General features: G+C 60.8%; 15 protein-coding genes. 11 read left to right on the top strand and 4 right to left on the bottom strand.

The features are described 5' to 3' along the window. Positions 1-10: 10 nt before the first annotated feature. On the bottom strand, positions 11-2,380 hold the full coding sequence (locus ACLD1Y_RS10445) for a hybrid sensor histidine kinase/response regulator (RefSeq protein ID WP_429477821.1): 2,370 nt from the start codon (positions 2,378-2,380) through the stop codon (positions 11-13). A gap of 280 nt (positions 2,381-2,660) precedes the next feature. Here ACLD1Y_RS10445 and ACLD1Y_RS10440 point away from each other — a divergent pair, with 280 nt between their 5' ends. The 4 genes from ACLD1Y_RS10440 to ACLD1Y_RS10425 all read left to right on the top strand — a co-directional run bounded on the left by ACLD1Y_RS10440 (position 2,661) and on the right by ACLD1Y_RS10425 (position 6,186). Further along, positions 2,661-3,458, top strand: a complete 798-nt coding sequence (locus ACLD1Y_RS10440) for a hydroxymethylpyrimidine/phosphomethylpyrimidine kinase (RefSeq protein WP_429477819.1) — start codon at positions 2,661-2,663, stop codon at positions 3,456-3,458. Between the two features lie 22 nt (positions 3,459-3,480). Next, positions 3,481-4,104: a thiamine phosphate synthase gene (gene thiE / locus ACLD1Y_RS10435; protein ID WP_429477817.1), complete on the top strand. Its 624-nt coding sequence runs from the start codon at positions 3,481-3,483 to the stop codon at positions 4,102-4,104. Between the two features lie 17 nt (positions 4,105-4,121). Then, positions 4,122-5,405, top strand: coding sequence for a glutamate-1-semialdehyde 2,1-aminomutase (gene hemL, locus ACLD1Y_RS10430; protein WP_429477815.1), 1,284 nt, complete (start codon positions 4,122-4,124; stop codon positions 5,403-5,405). A gap of 226 nt (positions 5,406-5,631) precedes the next feature. Next, the gene (locus tag ACLD1Y_RS10425) at positions 5,632-6,186 is read left to right on the top strand and encodes a tetratricopeptide repeat protein (protein ID WP_176998516.1); all 555 of its coding nucleotides are present in this window, start codon (positions 5,632-5,634) and stop codon (positions 6,184-6,186) included. 128 nt (positions 6,187-6,314) lie between these two features. On the opposite strand, the gene ACLD1Y_RS10420 is transcribed toward ACLD1Y_RS10425, so the two are convergent. Further along, on the bottom strand, positions 6,315-6,641 hold the full coding sequence (locus ACLD1Y_RS10420; protein ID WP_040071161.1) for a DUF1820 family protein: 327 nt from the start codon (positions 6,639-6,641) through the stop codon (positions 6,315-6,317). Between the two features lie 131 nt (positions 6,642-6,772). Here ACLD1Y_RS10420 and miaB point away from each other — a divergent pair, with 131 nt between their 5' ends. The 5 genes from miaB (at position 6,773) to lnt (ending at position 12,188) form a co-directional block, all read left to right on the top strand. Next, the gene (miaB, locus tag ACLD1Y_RS10415; RefSeq protein ID WP_429477813.1) at positions 6,773-8,101 is read left to right on the top strand and encodes a tRNA (N6-isopentenyl adenosine(37)-C2)-methylthiotransferase MiaB; all 1,329 of its coding nucleotides are present in this window, start codon (positions 6,773-6,775) and stop codon (positions 8,099-8,101) included. A gap of 219 nt (positions 8,102-8,320) precedes the next feature. Next, the gene (locus ACLD1Y_RS10410; RefSeq protein WP_429477811.1) at positions 8,321-9,325 is read left to right on the top strand and encodes a PhoH family protein; all 1,005 of its coding nucleotides are present in this window, start codon (positions 8,321-8,323) and stop codon (positions 9,323-9,325) included. Continuing rightward, entirely contained in the window at positions 9,318-9,776 is a 459-nt protein-coding gene (gene ybeY, locus ACLD1Y_RS10405; protein ID WP_429477809.1) for an rRNA maturation RNase YbeY, read from the top strand. Before ACLD1Y_RS10410 ends, ybeY begins: the two co-directional genes overlap by 8 nt. A gap of 40 nt (positions 9,777-9,816) precedes the next feature. Further along, positions 9,817-10,656 carry an HlyC/CorC family transporter gene (locus tag ACLD1Y_RS10400; protein WP_005791724.1) on the top strand — a complete coding sequence of 280 codons (840 nt, stop codon included), beginning with the start codon at positions 9,817-9,819 and terminating at the stop codon, positions 10,654-10,656. Positions 10,657-10,664: 8 nt separating this feature from the next. Beyond that, entirely contained in the window at positions 10,665-12,188 is a 1,524-nt protein-coding gene (gene lnt / locus ACLD1Y_RS10395; protein WP_429477807.1) for an apolipoprotein N-acyltransferase, read from the top strand. A 38-nt stretch (positions 12,189-12,226) separates the two neighbouring features. Here lnt and ACLD1Y_RS10390 read toward each other — a convergent pair whose 3' ends face one another. Together ACLD1Y_RS10390 and ACLD1Y_RS10385 are read right to left on the bottom strand one after the other, a co-directional pair. Beyond that, on the bottom strand, positions 12,227-12,988 hold the full coding sequence (locus ACLD1Y_RS10390; protein WP_429477805.1) for a YdcF family protein: 762 nt from the start codon (positions 12,986-12,988) through the stop codon (positions 12,227-12,229). 99 nt (positions 12,989-13,087) lie between these two features. Then, a complete protein-coding gene (locus ACLD1Y_RS10385; RefSeq protein WP_429477803.1) occupies positions 13,088-13,405 on the bottom strand; it encodes a hypothetical protein in 318 nt (105 codons plus the stop codon). Between the two features lie 262 nt (positions 13,406-13,667). Here ACLD1Y_RS10385 and leuS point away from each other — a divergent pair, with 262 nt between their 5' ends. Continuing rightward, positions 13,668-16,274 carry a leucine--tRNA ligase gene (gene leuS, locus ACLD1Y_RS10380; RefSeq protein WP_429477801.1) on the top strand — a complete coding sequence of 869 codons (2,607 nt, stop codon included), beginning with the start codon at positions 13,668-13,670 and terminating at the stop codon, positions 16,272-16,274. 88 nt (positions 16,275-16,362) lie between these two features. Next, positions 16,363-16,968: an LPS assembly lipoprotein LptE gene (lptE, locus tag ACLD1Y_RS10375; RefSeq protein ID WP_429477799.1), complete on the top strand. Its 606-nt coding sequence runs from the start codon at positions 16,363-16,365 to the stop codon at positions 16,966-16,968. Positions 16,969-16,986 lie beyond the last annotated feature (18 nt).

Genomic DNA, 16,986 nt, shown 5'->3' with positions numbered 1-16,986 from the left:
ACATACCCGCCTAATGTCCGGCGCTTTCGCCCTCTAGCGGGCACAACAAGCGACGCTCCAATACCGCTTGCAGCGCCTCGAAACGTACGGGCTTGGCCAAGCGATCAGTGACGCCGATGCCATGGCAGTGTTCGCGCTCCGACACATTCAACGAGGTGCTCAAGGCAATCACCGGCAGCTCGCCGCAGCCCGGCAATGCGCGAATCTGACAGCACAACGAGAAGCCGCCTTCGGGTATGTCCAACAACACGGCGTCGAATTTATCCCCTTGCAAGGCCGTTAGTGCACTGGCGCCGCTGTCGGCGGTTTTCACCTGGTAGCCGAGTTTGAGCAACATGCCGCGCATTACCAACTGGCCAACGCTGTTGTCGTCCACCAGCAGTACCGCACAGTCCCCGGGCACGCGATGTCGGCTTGGCACGTGCCCAGGCTCCGGGGCGACCGGGCTAACCTCCATTTCCAGCTGGAAGCGACTGCCCTTGCGGGGTTCGGAATGATGGGTGAGGCGCCCGCCGAGCAGTTCGATCAGTTGCCGGCAGATGGCCAGGCCGATACCCAGGCCACCGTATTCGCGGGTGGTGGAACCATCAAGCTGGAAGAAGCGCTGGTACAGGGTCGCCTCGTCGAGGAAGGCAAAGCCGATCCCTGTGTCGGTCACAATAAAACTCAAGCGCAGGCCGCCGTCACTGTGAGGTACGCCCACGACACGCAGGCGCACCGAACCCTCGTGGGTGAACTTGAAGGCATTGTCGAGCAGGCAATCGAGGCACTGCAGCAGTTTGCCCGAGTCGCCGATCATACGGTCCGGCAGCTCAACCGCCACATCGATGGAAAACGCCAGGCCCTTGCTCTGCGCGCTGGCGGCGAACTGCTGGCGCAGGGTGTCGAGCACACCGCGCAGGCTGAATACCTGGGGCTGGGCACTCAGGCGACCGGCCTGCAGTTCGGTGAGGGTGAGGATGCCATTGACCATGCGCATCATGTCCCGCGCCGAACCGGCGGCGGTTTGCTGGTACTGCGCAAGATCAGTGTCCAGGGGTACGGTCTGCATCAGTTCCAAGGAGCCGATCACGCCGTTCATTGGGGTGCGCAGTTCGTGAGTCAGGGTGGCGAGGAACTCATCCTTGAGCCGGTTGCTGCGGGCCAGTTGCTGGTTGAGCACTTCGAGTTTCTGGCTGGCATCGAAGAGGATTTGCGCCTGTTGCTCGCGCATGCCGTTAATCCGGTCCGCCAGGGCCAGGGATAACAGCGCCACTTCGATGGCCGAGCCGATCTGGCTGGCGTACATGGTCAGGAATACGTTGGGCAGATAACCCAGCACCATCAGCGTGTTGACCACCCCGCCCAGCAGGAAGGCCGACCAGGCAATGATGAAATAACGTGCCATGCGCTGGCCGCAGTACCAGGCCTTGATCGCGGCGATAAAGATGGTGACGGTGAACACCAGTGCCAGCGCGGTGGCCAGGCGCAGGGCCACGGCGTAGCTGGTCAGTAGGGCCAGGGCCATCACCACCGCACCACAGGCGGCCAATGCCAGCAAAATGCGATCAAGCCAGCGGCTGTGCTGCGCGGTGTGCAGGAAGCTGCGGGCAAACAGGCTGCCAAACAGCGCCGCCGAGCCGATCAGGAACGGCACCGCCGCATTCGTCCACCAGGGGTTGTTGGGCCAGAAGTACTCCACGGCCACGCCATTGACCGAGAGTTGGTAGAGCCCGAACGAAGCGATATAAAAGATGTAATAGAGGTAACTGGTGTCGCGCACGCTGAGGTAGATGAACAGGTTGTAGATCAACATCCCCAGCAAGACGCCGTAGATTGCCCCCAGTACATAGAGGCGCAGTGGCTGCTGCTCCAGGTACGCGGTGCCGGCCCAGAGGGTCAAGGGGGCCTGGATCGAACCTTCGCTTTGCAGGCGCAGGTAGAGGGTTTCCTGCTGGTCGGGCACGAAGTTGAGCTTGAACAGGTAGTTGCTCTGGCGCACTTCTCGGCTGGAAAACGGTAGCGCGCTGCCGGTGCGGGTGGTCAGCCGATAGTTGCCGGTACCGTCGTTCTGGTACAGGTCCAGATGGTTGAGTGGCGGGTAGGCCAGTTCCAGGAACCAGGTACGTGGAGCCCGGGGGTCTTTGGCCAGGTAATGCAGGTCGATCTTGAGCCAGAACACCGAGCGCGAATAGCCGGCGTTGAGGGTGGCTTTGTCATGGGTCTTGAATTGCGCGGCGTAGGTCGGGGAGCTGACTTCGGCGATGGTGAGGGCATCGGTCGGGTCTTCGAGCACTTGCATGACCCGGCCCAGGGGCAGGCTTCGCGTGTCCTGGTTGAACTCGACGGCGCTGGCGAGCATGGGCAGCCCGCACAACAATAACATCAGCAAATAGCGCATAGAGCCCCAGCGTGGCCTGCCCGGTTATGTCAAAAAGCCCCCCATTCCTTTTGAGAAGACGTAAACCGGCAATACAGTTAATGGTGGTTTGGATCCACTCTAGCATAGCCATTAAAGGCTAATGGACACCATTGAAATAATTTTTTGGAAGGCTCTAAAACGCGGCTTACAGCCAATTTGGCCGGCTCGCTTCTGCGTCAGAAAAGCGTCACCCACGGTACAAAATTCAGCCACCGCCAGACAGCCACGCAAAAAGCGTTTGGTGGTAAGCTCGCGCACCATGAATATCTACAGCTCTCGCCCCGTTGTTCTCTGTCTCTCCGGCCATGATCCCAGTGGTGGCGCCGGCTTGCAGGCAGATATTGAAGCCCTGCTTGCCCAGGGCTGTCATGCGGCTCCGGCCGTCACCGCCCTGACCGTGCAAAACACGGTCAATGTCAGCGATTTCCGCGTGCTCGACCGCGAGTGGGTACTGGCCCAGGCCAATGCCGTACTCGGCGACTCCGATGTGGCGGCGGTCAAGCTGGGCATGCTCGGCTCCACTGCGATGGTCGACACCGTGGTCGAACTGCTGCAAGCGCACCCGCACTTGCCGGTGGTGTGCGACCCGGTGCTGCGCGCCGGCGGCGGTGGCAGCCTGGGTAAGGACGAGGTGGGCTTTGCGATGCGTGAGCGCTTGCTGCCGCTGTCGCTGATCGCCACGCCGAACCTGCCCGAAGCCCGCATCCTCGCCGAACTGCCCGAAGGCACCGCGGACGAATGCGCCGCAAAGCTGCTGCCGTTTATCAAGCACCTGCTGATCACCGGCGGTCATGGTGACGAGCGTGAAGTGCACAACCGCCTCTATAGCCGCGACGGCACGCAGCAGACTTTCACCTGCCAGCGCCTGCCCGGCAGCTATCACGGTTCTGGCTGCACACTAGCCAGTGCACTGGCCGGGCGAATCGCCCAGGGCGAAGGCCTGGTCAGCGCCGTGCAATCGGCGCTCAACTACACTTGGCGCACCCTGCGAGACGCTGAACAACTCGGCCAAGGCCAGTTCGTACCGCGCCGGTTGCCGCTGGACTTCTGCTCGTAAGACTTAATAAGAGGCCTGCCCGATGAAACTACGTGGCCTTTACGCCATTACCGACAGCGAACTGTTGGCCGGCAAATTCCTCGCCTACGTCGAAGCGGCGTTGGACGGTGGCGTGACCCTGCTGCAATACCGCGACAAAAGCGGCGACGACGCCCGGCGCCTGCGTGAGGCAGAAAAACTTCGGGAGTTGTGCTCGCGCTACAAGACCCAACTGATCATCAACGACGACGCCGAATTGGCCGCACGCCTGGGCGTCGGCGTGCATCTGGGGCAGACCGACGGCCCGCTAACCCCGGCCCGCGCGCTGCTCGGTTCCAAAGCAATCATCGGCGCCACTTGCCACAGCCAGATCGAACTGGCCGAGCAAGCGGCCAAAGAAGGCGCCAGCTACGTCGCCTTCGGTCGCTTCTTCAATTCGAACACCAAGCCCGGCGCCCCGGCCGCTACCGTCGAAATGCTGACCCAGGCCCGTTCGCGGTTGCAGTTGCCGATCTGCGTGATCGGCGGCGTGACCTTGGAGAACGCCGAGCCGCTGGTGGCCCATGGTGCTGATTTGCTGGCGGTGGTTCACGGCCTGTTCGGTGCTGACAGCACCCAGGAAGTCACGCGTCGTGCCCGCGCCTTTAACGACCTTCTTAAGATTTGATTTTAGAGAGCCCCATCATGTCCCGTTCCGAAACGCTGTTTGCCAATGCCCAGAAGCACATCCCCGGCGGTGTGAACTCCCCCGTGCGTGCGTTCAAGAGCGTGGGCGGCACGCCGTTGTTCTTCAAACATGCCGAAGGCGCCTACGTCACCGACGAAGATGACAAGCGCTACGTTGACTACGTGGGCTCCTGGGGCCCGATGATCCTCGGCCACAGCCACCCGGACGTGCTGGACGCGGTGCGCAAGCAGCTGGAACACGGCCTGTCCTACGGCGCCCCGACCGCCATGGAAACCGAGATGGCCGACCTGGTGTGCGCCATCGTGCCGTCGATGGAAATGGTGCGCATGGTCAGCTCCGGCACCGAAGCCACCATGAGCGCAATCCGCCTGGCCCGTGGTTTCACCGGCCGCGACAGCATCATCAAGTTTGAAGGCTGCTACCACGGCCACTCCGACAGCCTGCTGGTGAAAGCCGGTTCCGGCTTGCTGACGCAAGGCGTGCCAAGCTCGGCCGGTGTACCGGCGGCCTTTGCCAAACACACCCTGACCCTGCCGTTCAACGACATCGCCGCCGTCGAGCAGATGCTCAATGAAGTGGGCCAGGACGTGGCGTGCATCATCGTCGAGCCAGTGGCCGGCAACATGAACTGTGTGCCACCGGCGCCGGGCTTTCTCGAAGGCCTGCGCGAGCAATGCGACAAGCACGGCGTGGTGCTGATTTTCGACGAAGTGATGACCGGTTTCCGCGTGGCCCTCGGCGGCGCCCAGGCTTACTACGGCGTGACGCCGGACCTGAGCACCTTCGGCAAGATCATCGGCGGCGGTATGCCGGTGGGTTGCTTCGGCGGCAAGCGCGAAATCATGCAGCACATCGCGCCACTAGGCCCGGTGTACCAGGCGGGCACCCTGTCGGGTAACCCATTGGCCATGGCTGCAGGCCTGACTACCCTGCGCCTGATCAGCCGCCCGGGTTTCCACGCCGAACTGACCGACTACACCACCCGCCTGCTCGATGGCCTGCAGCAACGTGCCGACGCAGCCGGTATCCCGTTTGTTACAACCCAAGCGGGTGGCATGTTCGGCCTGTATTTCAGCGGCGCCGACGATATCGTCACCTTTGATGACGTAATGGGCAGCGATGCCGATCTGTTCAAGCGCTTCTTCCACCTGATGCTGGAAGGCGGCGTTTACCTCGCGCCAAGCGCGTTCGAAGCCGGCTTCACCTCGATCGCCCACGGCGAAGCCGAGCTGAAACTGACGCTCGATGCCGCCGAGCGCGCGTTCGCTGCCCTGAAATAAATGGCCTGAAAAAATCAGGCACCGCTCAAACGGTGTCTGATTTGCTACTTTGCTGACAGGTATTTCCGAGTTTTTCCGAGAATTCACCTGCAATCCGGCAGATAACTTGCCCAACCAGCAGAAAAACGAGTAAAGACTTTGTAAGCAGAGGCCTGCTTATTTCATAATGCGCGCTTATTGGATCCCGCGAGGGTCCGCGTGCCCCGTCAGAGGTAAGTCGATTCCCATGAAACGCACCGGCCGCACCCTGGTTCTGGGCTGCCTGTTGCTCCTTCAGCCGCTGCTGGCACATGCACAAGCAGGCGGCAACTCGTTGTTAATCCCAGCGATGGGTCGTTGCACCCTCAATACCCAGCCAGACAGCCAGGCCGAAGCCCTGAGCGCGTGCCAGAAACAGGCCGACGGCGGGGATGCGCAGGCGCAATACGAGTTGGGCGAGTACTACCACGACAGCAAGAACCCCGCCCGCGACCTCAACAAAGCCTTGAGCTACTTCGAGAAAGCCTCGTTGCAGGGCCACGCTCAGGCGCAATTCGAACTGGGCAACATGTTCTTCAAAGGCGAAGGCGTGCCGGCCAATAACGTCCAGGCGTATATCGTGCTGAAGATGGCGGCGGTCAACGGTGCTGAGGATGCGCTGGATACAGCCGACGAAGTGGCCGAGCATATGCAGCGTGATGAGTTGGAAGTGGCGACCCAGGTGCTGGGGCAGATCTTCCGCAATTACTTGCAGGAATTGCAGAGTGCCGATGGGCGCTCGCCTTTCTCACCCTTGCCCTAAATCTCCAATGCTTTTGAGGGCCTCTTCGCGAGCAAGCCCGCTCCCACATTCGACTGCATTCCAGCGCTGGAACTCGGTTAAATGTGGGAGCGGGCTTGCTCGCGAAGGGTGCGACGCGGCCTAAAGGCTTACTTCTCAGGCATCGGCATCGGAAACGGCATCACATTACCCACACCCCGCGCCTCGCTGATCTTCGGCGTGCCCAAGCGCTCCACTTCGTCGATGCGCACAATCGAATGCATCGGCACAAAACTGCGCACCACGCCTTCGAACTGAGCCTTGAGTTTCTCTTCGCCCGGGTCGACGACCAACTGGGTGCGCTCGCCAAAGACGAATTCTTCCACTTCCAGGAACCCCCACAGATCACTTTGATAGATCTGCTTGGCGTACATTTCGAACACCTGGCCCTGGTTGAGGAATATCACCTTATAGATTGGAGCTTCACGTTTGGTCATGGTGGGCGAATAACACATCGGGGATATAAAAGAGGGCGCGAACTATAGCATGGCACCCGATGCACAACGCTAGGAACCAATGGGCATGCCCCCTATAATGCGCGGTTCTTTACCACCAGTTGACGATTCCCATGGCCAAGAAGCTTTACATCGAAACCCACGGTTGCCAGATGAACGAGTACGACAGCTCGCGCATGGTCGATCTGCTGGGCGAACACCAGGCCCTGGAAGTCACCGCCCGCGCCGAAGATGCCGACGTGATCCTGCTCAATACCTGCTCGATCCGCGAACGGGCCCAGGACCGTGTGTACTCCCAGCTGGGCCGCTGGCGTGAATTGAAACTGGCCAACCCGGACATGGTGATCGCCGTCGGCGGTTGCGTGGCTAGCCAGGAAGGCGCCGCCATCCGCGACCGCGCGCCCTATGTCGATGTGGTCTTCGGCCCCCAAACCCTGCACCGCCTGCCGGAAATGATCGACGCCGCACGTGTCACCAAGCTGCCGCAAGTCGATGTGTCATTCCCCGAAATCGAAAAATTCGACCACTTGCCCGAGCCGCGCATCGACGGGCCGAGTGCCTATGTGTCGGTGATGGAAGGGTGCAGCAAGTACTGCACCTTCTGCGTGGTGCCCTACACCCGTGGTGAAGAAGTCAGCCGGCCGTTTGACGACGTACTGGCAGAAATCATCCACCTGGCCGAAAACGGCGTGCGCGAAGTGACCCTGCTGGGCCAGAACGTCAACGGCTATCGCGGCTTGACCCACGACGGGCGGCTGGCCGACCTGGCAGAGCTGATCCGCGTAGTGGCGGCTGTGGACGGTATTGAGCGCATTCGCTACACCACCTCGCACCCGCTGGAATTTTCCGACAGCCTGATCCTGGCCCACGCCGAAGTGCCGGAACTGGTCAAACACCTGCACCTACCGGTGCAATCGGGCTCGGACCGCATCCTGTCGGCGATGAAACGCAACCACACCGCCCTGGAATACAAATCCAAACTGCGCAAACTGCGGGCGGCGGTGCCGGGGATCTGCATCAGCTCGGACTTTATCGTCGGTTTCCCAGGCGAAACCGAGAAAGACTTCCAGCAGACCATGAAGCTGATCGAAGACGTTGGTTTCGACTTCTCCTACTCGTTCGTCTACAGCCAGCGCCCCGGCACACCGGCCGCCGACTTGGTGGACGAGACCCCGGAAGAACTGAAAAAAGAGCGCCTCAACGCGCTGCAACACCGGTTGAACCAGCAAGGCTTTGAGATCAGCCGACAAATGGTCGGCTCGACCCAGCGCATCCTCGTCACCGACTACTCGAAAAAAGACCCGGGCGAATTGCAGGGCCGTACCGAGAACAACCGGATCGTCAACTTCCGTTGCGCCGATCCAACCCTGATCGGCCAGTTCGCCGATGTGCACATCGATGCGGCCCAACCGCACTCGTTGCGGGGCTCGCTGATCAATTGATCTGTATGACCTGATGACGATCAAAATGTGGGAGCGGGCTTGCTCGCGAATACAGTGTGTCAGTCGCTACATGTATTAACTGACACACCGCATTCGCGAGCAAGCCCGCTCCCACATTGGCACTGCGCAACATTCCGATGACGTAAGTGCTTTCGTACCCGCGCCACTGGCGTTATTCTCTCTTTCACCTCAACAGCCAAAGGGCGGCTAAAAGCGACCTTGAACGCACCCATAGTAGAACCCCATCGTTTTCTCCTCGAGCCGTTTGAGGCTCGCCGTTTCGCCAACCTGTGCGGACAGTTCGACGAGCACCTGCGCCTGATCGAACAACGCCTGGGCATCGAGATCCGCAATCGCGGCAATCAGTTCGAGCTCGTGGGTGAAACCCAGTCCACTCAATCCGCAGAAAACCTGCTGCGCCGCCTCTACCGCGAAACCAAGGGTAGCGAGCTGTCGCCGGAAACCGTGCACCTGTACCTGCAGGAATCGGCTGTGGAAGACCTGGCCAACAACCCGGTTGCCGAAGCCAGCGTGGCCCTGCGTACCAAGAAAGGCATGATTCGCCCCAAGGGCTTGAATCAGCAGAAGTACGTCAAGGCAATCCTCGGCAACGATATCAATTTCGGCATCGGCCCCGCCGGTACCGGCAAGACCTATCTGGCCGTGGCCTGTGCAGTGGATGCCCTGGAGCGCGAACAAGTGCGCCGCATCCTGCTGGTGCGCCCGGCGGTCGAAGCGGGCGAAAAGCTCGGCTTCCTGCCCGGCGACCTCGCACAGAAAATCGACCCGTACCTGCGCCCGCTCTACGATGCGCTTTACGAGATGCTTGGCTTTGAATACGTGGCCAAGCTGATCGAACGTCAGGTGATCGAGATCGCCCCACTGGCCTACATGCGCGGCCGCACCTTGAGCAACAGCTTCATCATCCTCGACGAAAGCCAGAACACCACGGTCGAGCAGATGAAGATGTTCCTGACCCGCATCGGGTTCGGTTCCACGGCCATTATCACCGGCGACATCACCCAGGTTGACCTGCCCAAGGGCACCAAGTCGGGCTTGAGCCATGTGATCGAAGTGCTCAAGGACGTGCCGGGCATCAGTTTCACGCACTTCTCGCCCAAGGATGTGGTTCGCCACCCGCTGGTGCAGCGCATTGTCGAGGCCTACGAGCGCTTCGAGCACCGCGATGATGGGCTGTCCAAGGACGTTCGCCGCGATGCTTGAGCTAGACCTGCAACTGGCCACTGAAGCGCCAGCCCCCAGCGAAGAACAGTTCCGTCAATGGTGCACCCTGGCCTTGCGCCAGCGCACTGCCGACTCGGAACTGACCATCCGCCTGGTGGACGAGCCCGAAGGCCGCGAACTGAACCACACCTGGCGCCAGAAGGACTACGCGACCAACGTGCTGTCCTTCCCCGCTGACGTACCCGATGAGTTACTGGACATCCCCCTGCTGGGCGACCTGGTGATCTGCGTCGAGGTGGTCGAGCGTGAAGCGAAGGAACAAGGCAAGGCCCTTGAGGCCCACTGGGCCCATCTGGTCATCCACGGCTGCTTGCATCTCTTGGGTTACGACCATATAGACGATGACGAAGCCGAGGAAATGGAAACACTGGAACAAACGTTGCTTGCAGAATTGGGTCATCCAGACCCTTACGCAGATGACGAAAACTAAGACACTCAACTGAAACAACAAAGGATTTAGAGTAATCGCTATGAGCGAAGACCGATCGAGCAACGGGCAGAAGTCATGGCTGGGTAAACTGACCCAGGCTTTTGCCCACGAGCCGAAAAACCGCCAGGAGCTGCTGGAGCTCTTGCGCGAGGCCCACCAGAACAAGTTGCTGGACAGCGAAGCGCTGGCCATTGTCGAGGGCGCCATCCAGGTGGCTGACCTGCAAGTACGGGACATCATGGTCCCGCGCTCGCAGATGATCAGCATCAAGGCGACCCAGACCCCACGGGAGTTCCTCCCGGCCGTGATCGACTCCGCGCACTCGCGCTACCCGGTGATCGGCGAAAGCCACGATGACGTCATGGGCGTTTTGCTGGCCAAGGACCTGCTGCCGCTGATCCTCAAGGAGAACGGCGACAGCTTCAACATCAAGGACCTGCTGCGTCCGGCCACCTTCGTGCCCGAATCCAAGCGCCTGAATGTGCTGCTGCGTGAATTTCGCGCCAACCACAATCACATGGCCATTGTGATCGACGAATACGGCGGCGTAGCTGGCCTGGTGACCATTGAAGACGTGCTGGAACAGATCGTCGGCGACATCGAAGACGAACACGACGTTGAAGAAGACAGCTACATCAAGCCACTGCCCAGCGGTGACTTTTTAGTCAAGGCACTTACGCCGATCGAGAACTTCAACGAGTTCTTCGACAGCGAATTTTCCGACGATGAATTCGACACCGTTGGCGGCCTGGTGATGAGTGCGTTTGGCCATCTGCCAAAACGTAACGAAACCACCGAAATTGGCGCGTATCGCTTCCGCATCTTGAATGCCGATAGCCGCCGAATTCACTTGATTCGCCTGACACCTATTGCCCGTTAAGGACTGAAATGCGCCGTCTCACCGCTCCCGGCTGGCCCGGTAATTTGCTGGCCGTGGTGGCCGGTGCTATCACCACCCTGGCGCTGGCGCCGTTCGATCTGTGGCCGTTTGCACTGGTGGCGGTCGGATTGTTCTATATCGGGCTGCGGGAACTGACACCCCGCCAGGCCTTGGGCCGTGGCTGGTGTTTCGGTTTCGGCCTGTTCGGCGCCGGCACCAGCTGGATCTACTACAGCATCCACCACTTCGGCGGCGCTTCGGTGCTGCTGGCGGGGTTCCTGATGCTGCTGTTCACCGCCGCCATCGCCTGGTTCTTCGCCCTGCCCGCCTGGTTGTGGGCGCGCTGGTTACGTCGCAACGAGGCACCGCTGGCGGATGCACTGACCTTCGCGGGCTTGTGGGTGGGCCAGGAAGCGTTTCGCGGCTGGTTCCTGACCGGTTTCCCGTGGTTGTACTCCGGTTATAGCCAACTGGACGGTCCCCTCACCGGCCTGGCGCCGCTGGGTGGGATGTGGCTGATTTCCTTTGCCCTGGCGCTGACGGCCGCCCTGCTGTGCAACCTGCCGCGCCTGTTGGCTACCCAGCGCAATGCCTTTATCGGCGCGGGCTTGGTGTTGCTGGTAGCGCCTTGGGCCATCGGCCTGGCGCTTAAACACCACGCCTGGACCACCCCGTCCGGCGCGCCGCTGAGCGTGGCCGCGATTCAGGGCAACGTCGAGCAAAGCATGAAGTGGGACCCGGAACAGCTCAATGCACAGCTCGCGCTGTACCGCGACATGAGCTTCAGCTCCAAGCCGGTGGACCTGCTGGTGTGGCCGGAAACCGCAGTGCCAGTGCTCAAGGAGTCGGTGGAAGGCTACCTGGGCATGATGGGCAAGTTCGCCGCCGACCGGCACACCGCGCTGATCACCGGCGTACCGATCCGCCAGGAAGTGCATCACCAGAAGCGCTACTTCAATGGCATCACTGTTGTCGGCGAAGGTGACGGTACTTACCTCAAGCAGAAACTGGTGCCATTCGGCGAGTACGTTCCACTGCAAGACATGCTGCGCGGACTGATCGCCTTCTTCGACCTGCCCATGTCCGACTTCGCCCGCGGCCCCGCCGACCAACCGATGTTGCAGGCCAAGGGCTATCAGATTGCGCCATTTATTTGCTACGAAGTGGTGTATCCGGAGTTCGCCGCCGGCCTATCGGCCCAAAGCGATTTGCTGCTGACCATCAGCAACGACACCTGGTTCGGCCGCTCCATTGGCCCGCTGCAACATCTGCAAATGGCGCAGATGCGCGCACTGGAGGCTGGTCGCTGGATGATCCGCGCCACCAACAATGGCGTGACCGGGTTGATCAACCCGTTTGGGCAAATCACCGCGCAGATTCCGCAGTTCGAACGCGGCATCCTGTATGGCGAAGTGGTGCCGATGCACAACCTCACGCCGTACCTGCAATGGCGGTCGTGGCCGTTGATTATTGTGTGTTTGCTGCTGTTTGGCTGGGCGCTGCTCGCTTCCCGCATGTCCAAGACCGTCTAACAGCATCACATTTTTGATCTGCATTTCAACCAGCGGTGCTAACGGTAAAACAACCGGTAACCAACCTGCCCCACCGCCTCATTGATCAACTGCCCACTGCGCCACACCGACACAAACTCCGGCATCCAGCCGCCCAGCGGCCGGGCATTGTCCACGCCCAGGAATCCAACTGGCGCAGGCACCACGGTGAACCCCGCCTTTTCAAAGCTCCACACCGAGCGCGGCATATGCCAGGCCTGGGTCACGACCACCACGCGCTTGATACCTTGGGGCAATAGAATCTCGGCGCTCATCTGGGCGTTTTCCCAGGTGGTACGGCTGCGTTCTTCCTTCCAGCGTACCGTCACGCCGAAGTCATCCTGCATCGACACCGCCATCAGTTCCGCCTCGCTGGGGGGCGTGTCGTAATGCAGACCGCCGGTGGTCAGCACCGGCAGCCCGGAAGCCTTGGCCAGTCGCGCGGCATAGCGCTGGCGTTCCAGGCCTATGCCAGTGGGCTGGTCGGTGCCCCAGGCGGGGTCGCCACGCTCGCGTCCCGAGCCCAGTACCACAATGGCGTCGGCGCGCTGGGCCAGTGTCGACCAGTCTTCCCGCGCTAAAGGCGGCGTGGTCTCCAGGGCACGCGCGCCCCACTCCACCATCACCGGCAGGCTGATCAGCCACAGGCCACCAAACCCAAGGGCAAAACACACACCTGCCAAACGGGGGCGACTACGACGCAACCACCAGGCAAACGCCAGCAACAGCAGGAAAATGCCAGGCGGCAAAAGCAATTGTTTGAGGAAGTAACGAATAGGCATCGGGCATCTCCATTGATGCCCGAAGCCTAAGGTGTAACGGGGTTTAGCGACAATCTTTACAGTGACATAGCGCGACAGTGCTACTCAGGGGGGAGTGAATTACTTGTAGCGGGCGGACCGGAGCTTTTCCGGGCCACGACCGGCCGACACGTCCTTGAGCCACACTACCTTGGCTGAGTGCGTAGGCTCCTTGACGGGCGGGGTAGCCACCCAAGGAGGCGCACTGCGCCCATTCCGTTCCAGATAAGCCTTGATCAGTTCCAGCTCCGCACGGCTCAGACCGCGCAGTTCCAACTCCACAGGCCGTTCGTCACGCAATCGACCTGCTGTCCTCGCTGCATCCAATGCACGACCCAATCGGTCGATCAGTCCTTCGTAGATTTCCGGTTTCGTTGCGATTCGCTGCGATTCAACCATCCCCTCACCTCATTGAAGATATGACTCACTCCCCAATAAACAGCGTAGTCCTCGTGGCTGCGCGTGCCTGGCGCCGCGACAGACGGCCCTTGCCGCGTAATCAGGGTTTCCCTCGATAGAGTGGGGTCATGTATGCTACGGCGCTTCCTGTAACTCCACTTCCCGCAGGGTTTGGGCACGGACGCGCCGCTTTTTGGTGTCGACCAACCCGAGCAATGCACCGAAGAGGATTAGGCCACCCCTATTCAGTTCAAAAGTAGCCATGCACGAACAATATCAGCCCCGTGAAATCGAAAATGCCGCCCAAACCTTCTGGGACGAGCAAAAGTCCTTTGAAGTCAGTGAACAGCCAGGCAAGGAGACTTACTACTGCCTATCGATGTTCCCTTACCCCAGCGGCAAGCTACACATGGGGCACGTGCGCAACTACACCATCGGTGACGTGATTTCCCGCTACCAGCGCATGCAAGGCAAGAACGTCCTGCAACCCATGGGTTGGGACGCCTTCGGCATGCCGGCGGAAAACGCCGCGATGAAAAACAACGTAGCGCCCGCCAAGTGGACCTACGAAAACATCGCCTACATGAAGACCCAGCTGCGCAGCCTGGGCCTTGCAGTGGACTGGTCCCGCGAAGTGACCACCTGCAAGCCGGATTACTACCGCTGGGAACAATGGCTGTTCACCCGCCTGTTCGAAAAAGGCGTGATCTACAAAAAGAGCGGTACCGTGAACTGGGACCCGATCGACCAGACCGTACTCGCCAACGAACAGGTGATCGACGGTCGCGGCTGGCGTTCCGGCGCGCTGATCGAAAAGCGCGAAATCCCGATGTACTACTTCAAGATCACCGCCTACGCGGATGAACTGCTGTCGAGCCTCGACGACCTGCCGGGCTGGCCTGAACAGGTCAAGACCATGCAGCGCAACTGGATCGGCAAGTCCAAGGGCATGGAAGTGCAGTTCCCGTACAACGTCGATTCCATCGGCGCTGCTGGCGCACTCAAAGTCTTCACTACCCGTCCGGACACTTTAATGGGAGCGACTTACGTCGCCGTGGCCGCCGAGCACCCGCTCGCCACCCAAGCTGCACAGAACAACCCTGAGCTGCAGGCGTTCATCGCCGAATGCAAAGGCGGCAGCGTGGCCGAGGCCGACGTCGCCACTCAGGAGAAAAAAGGCCTGCCGACCGGGCTGTTTGTTGAGCACCCACTGACTGGTGAGAAGTTGCCGGTATGGGTCGCCAACTATGTGCTGATGCACTACGGCGATGGCGCCGTAATGGCGGTGCCGGCCCACGACGAGCGCGATTTCGAATTCGCCACCAAGTACAACCTGCCGATCAAGTCGGTGGTACGTACCAGCTCCGGCGACACCAACCCAGCCCCGTGGCAAGACGCCTACGGCGAGCATGGCACGCTGATCAACTCCGGCGAGTTCGACGGCCTCGACTTCCCTGGCGCTTTCGACGCCATGGAAGTGGCGCTGATCAAGAAAAACCTGGGCGCCTCGCGCACCCAGTTCCGCCTGCGCGATTGGGGCATCAGCCGCCAGCGCTACTGGGGCTGCCCGATCCCGATCATCCACTGCGAAACCTGCGGTGACGTGCCGGTACCGGAAGACCAACTGCCGGTCGTACTGCCGGAAGACGTAGTGCCGGACGGCGCCGGCTCGCCACTGGCGCGCATGCCCGAGTTCTACGAGTGCAGCTGCCCGAAATGCGGCCAGCCTGCCAAGCGTGAAACCGACACCATGGACACCTTCGTCGAGTCCTCGTGGTACTACGCCCGCTACGCCTCGCCGCACTACGAGGGTGGCCTGGTGGAAAAATCCGCCGCCGACCATTGGCTGCCGGTTGACCAGTACATCGGTGGTATCGAACACGCCATCCTTCACCTGCTGTACGCGCGTTTCTTCCACAAGCTGATGCGCGACGAAGGCCTGGTGAGCTCCGATGAGCCGTTCAAGAACCTGCTGACCCAGGGCATGGTAGTCGCCGAGACTTACTATCGCCGTGAAGCCAATGGCGCCTACACCTGGTTCAACCCGGCTGACGTCGAGCTTGAGCGCGACAGCAAAGCCAAGGTCATCAGCGCCAAGCTGATCGCCGACGGCCTGCCGGTGGAAATCGGCGGCACCGAGAAGATGGCCAAGTCGAAGAACAACGGCGTTGATCCTCAATCGATGATCGACCAGTTCGGCGCCGACACCTGCCGCCTGTTCATGATGTTCGCCTCGCCGCCCGACATGAGCGCCGAATGGTCCGACTCCGGCGTTGAAGGTTCGCACCGCTTCCTCAAGCGCGTCTGGCGCCTGGCCCACGCTCACATCAGCCAGGGCCTGCCGGGCAAACTGGACGTGGCCGGCCTGACCGACGAGCAGAAAGTCATTCGCCGCAGCACCCACCTGGCCATCAAGCAAGCCAGCCAGGACGTGGGCCAGAACCACAAGTTCAACACCGCCATCGCCCAGGTGATGACACTGATGAACGTGCTGGAAAAAGCCCCGCAAGCGACCGAACAGGATCGCGCGCTGATTCAAGAAGGCCTGGAAACGGTCACCCTGCTGCTGGCGCCGATCACACCGCACATCAGCCACGACCTGTGGAACCGTCTGGGTCACAGCGGTGCCGTGATCGACGCTCGCTGGCCGGTGCAGGACGACAGCGCCCTGGTCCAGGACACCCTGCAACTGGTGATTCAGGTCAACGGCAAACTGCGCGGCCAAATCGACATGCCTGCCAGCGCTACCCGCGAAGAAGTCGAAGCCGTCGCACGCGTCAACGAGAACGTGCTGCGCTTCACCGAAGGCCTGACGATCCGCAAAGTGATCGTGGTGCCTGGCAAACTGGTCAATATCGTCGCTAGCTAATCGGATCGGGCGTGGGGCCCAAGCCCCGCGCCGAACAAAGCCTTCAGGGCCTCGATAAGGCCCACATGGTTTCAAGGGGAGCAACAAAATGATCAAACGCAACCTGCTGGTTATGGGCCTTGCCGTACTGCTGAGCGCTTGCGGCTTCCAGCTGCGCGGCACCGGCACCAACGACCTGGCGATCAAGGAACTGGACGTCAGCGCCCGCGACGCCTACAGCGAGACCGTAACCCAACTGCGCCAGGTGCTTGATAACAGCGGCGTTCACGTCTACACCGGCGCGACCTACAAGCTGTTCCTGGCCAATGAAAAAGAAACCCAGCGCAACCTGAGCTACGCCAGTGCCGGGCGCGCCTCTGACATCGAACTGAGCACCGTGCTCAACTTCGAGATCCAGGGCCGCGACCACCTGCCACTGATGGGCGACAAGATCGAAGTACAGAAGATCGTGAGCCACGACGGCAACAACCTGGTGGGCTCGGACTCCGAAATCATTCAGGTGCGCAAGGAAATGCGTCGTGAGCTGGTACAGCGCATGGTTCTGCGCCTGTCGATGCTGACTCCGGAACAACTTGAAACCTTGCAGCAAGCCGCTGACAACAAGGCCAAGGCCGACGCCGATGCACTGAAGGCGGCGAAAGAGTACGAAGACAACACGCCGAAACAATCGCCTGTTGAAGTCCCTGTCGAGTAAGCCAGACGGGGCGCCACA

The sequence above is a fragment of the Pseudomonas sp. 18175 genome (assembly GCF_050432925.1).
Taxonomy (GTDB): domain Bacteria; phylum Pseudomonadota; class Gammaproteobacteria; order Pseudomonadales; family Pseudomonadaceae; genus Aquipseudomonas.
The sequence above is the reverse complement of the archived record's forward strand: the minus strand, read 5'-3'. Positions and strand labels throughout refer to the sequence as shown.

Excerpts from the sequence above, each read along its gene's own strand:
- ACLD1Y_RS10385 (WP_429477803.1), bottom strand. The coding sequence starts at position 13,405 with ATGGTTGAATCGCAGCGAATCGCAACGAAACCGGAAATCTACGAAGGA.
- ybeY (WP_429477809.1), top strand. The coding sequence starts at position 9,318 with ATGCTTGAGCTAGACCTGCAACTGGCCACTGAAGCGCCAGCCCCCAGC.
- ACLD1Y_RS10425 (WP_176998516.1), top strand. The coding sequence starts at position 5,632 with ATGAAACGCACCGGCCGCACCCTGGTTCTGGGCTGCCTGTTGCTCCTT.
- ACLD1Y_RS10440 (WP_429477819.1), top strand. The coding sequence starts at position 2,661 with ATGAATATCTACAGCTCTCGCCCCGTTGTTCTCTGTCTCTCCGGCCAT.
- thiE (WP_429477817.1), top strand. The coding sequence starts at position 3,481 with ATGAAACTACGTGGCCTTTACGCCATTACCGACAGCGAACTGTTGGCC.
- ACLD1Y_RS10420 (WP_040071161.1), bottom strand. The coding sequence starts at position 6,641 with ATGACCAAACGTGAAGCTCCAATCTATAAGGTGATATTCCTCAACCAG.
- leuS (WP_429477801.1), top strand. The coding sequence starts at position 13,668 with ATGCACGAACAATATCAGCCCCGTGAAATCGAAAATGCCGCCCAAACC.
- ACLD1Y_RS10445 (WP_429477821.1), bottom strand. The coding sequence starts at position 2,380 with ATGCGCTATTTGCTGATGTTATTGTTGTGCGGGCTGCCCATGCTCGCC.
- ACLD1Y_RS10390 (WP_429477805.1), bottom strand. The coding sequence starts at position 12,988 with ATGCCTATTCGTTACTTCCTCAAACAATTGCTTTTGCCGCCTGGCATT.
- hemL (WP_429477815.1), top strand. The coding sequence starts at position 4,122 with ATGTCCCGTTCCGAAACGCTGTTTGCCAATGCCCAGAAGCACATCCCC.
- ACLD1Y_RS10400 (WP_005791724.1), top strand. The coding sequence starts at position 9,817 with ATGAGCGAAGACCGATCGAGCAACGGGCAGAAGTCATGGCTGGGTAAA.
- miaB (WP_429477813.1), top strand. The coding sequence starts at position 6,773 with ATGGCCAAGAAGCTTTACATCGAAACCCACGGTTGCCAGATGAACGAG.
- lnt (WP_429477807.1), top strand. The coding sequence starts at position 10,665 with ATGCGCCGTCTCACCGCTCCCGGCTGGCCCGGTAATTTGCTGGCCGTG.
- lptE (WP_429477799.1), top strand. The coding sequence starts at position 16,363 with ATGATCAAACGCAACCTGCTGGTTATGGGCCTTGCCGTACTGCTGAGC.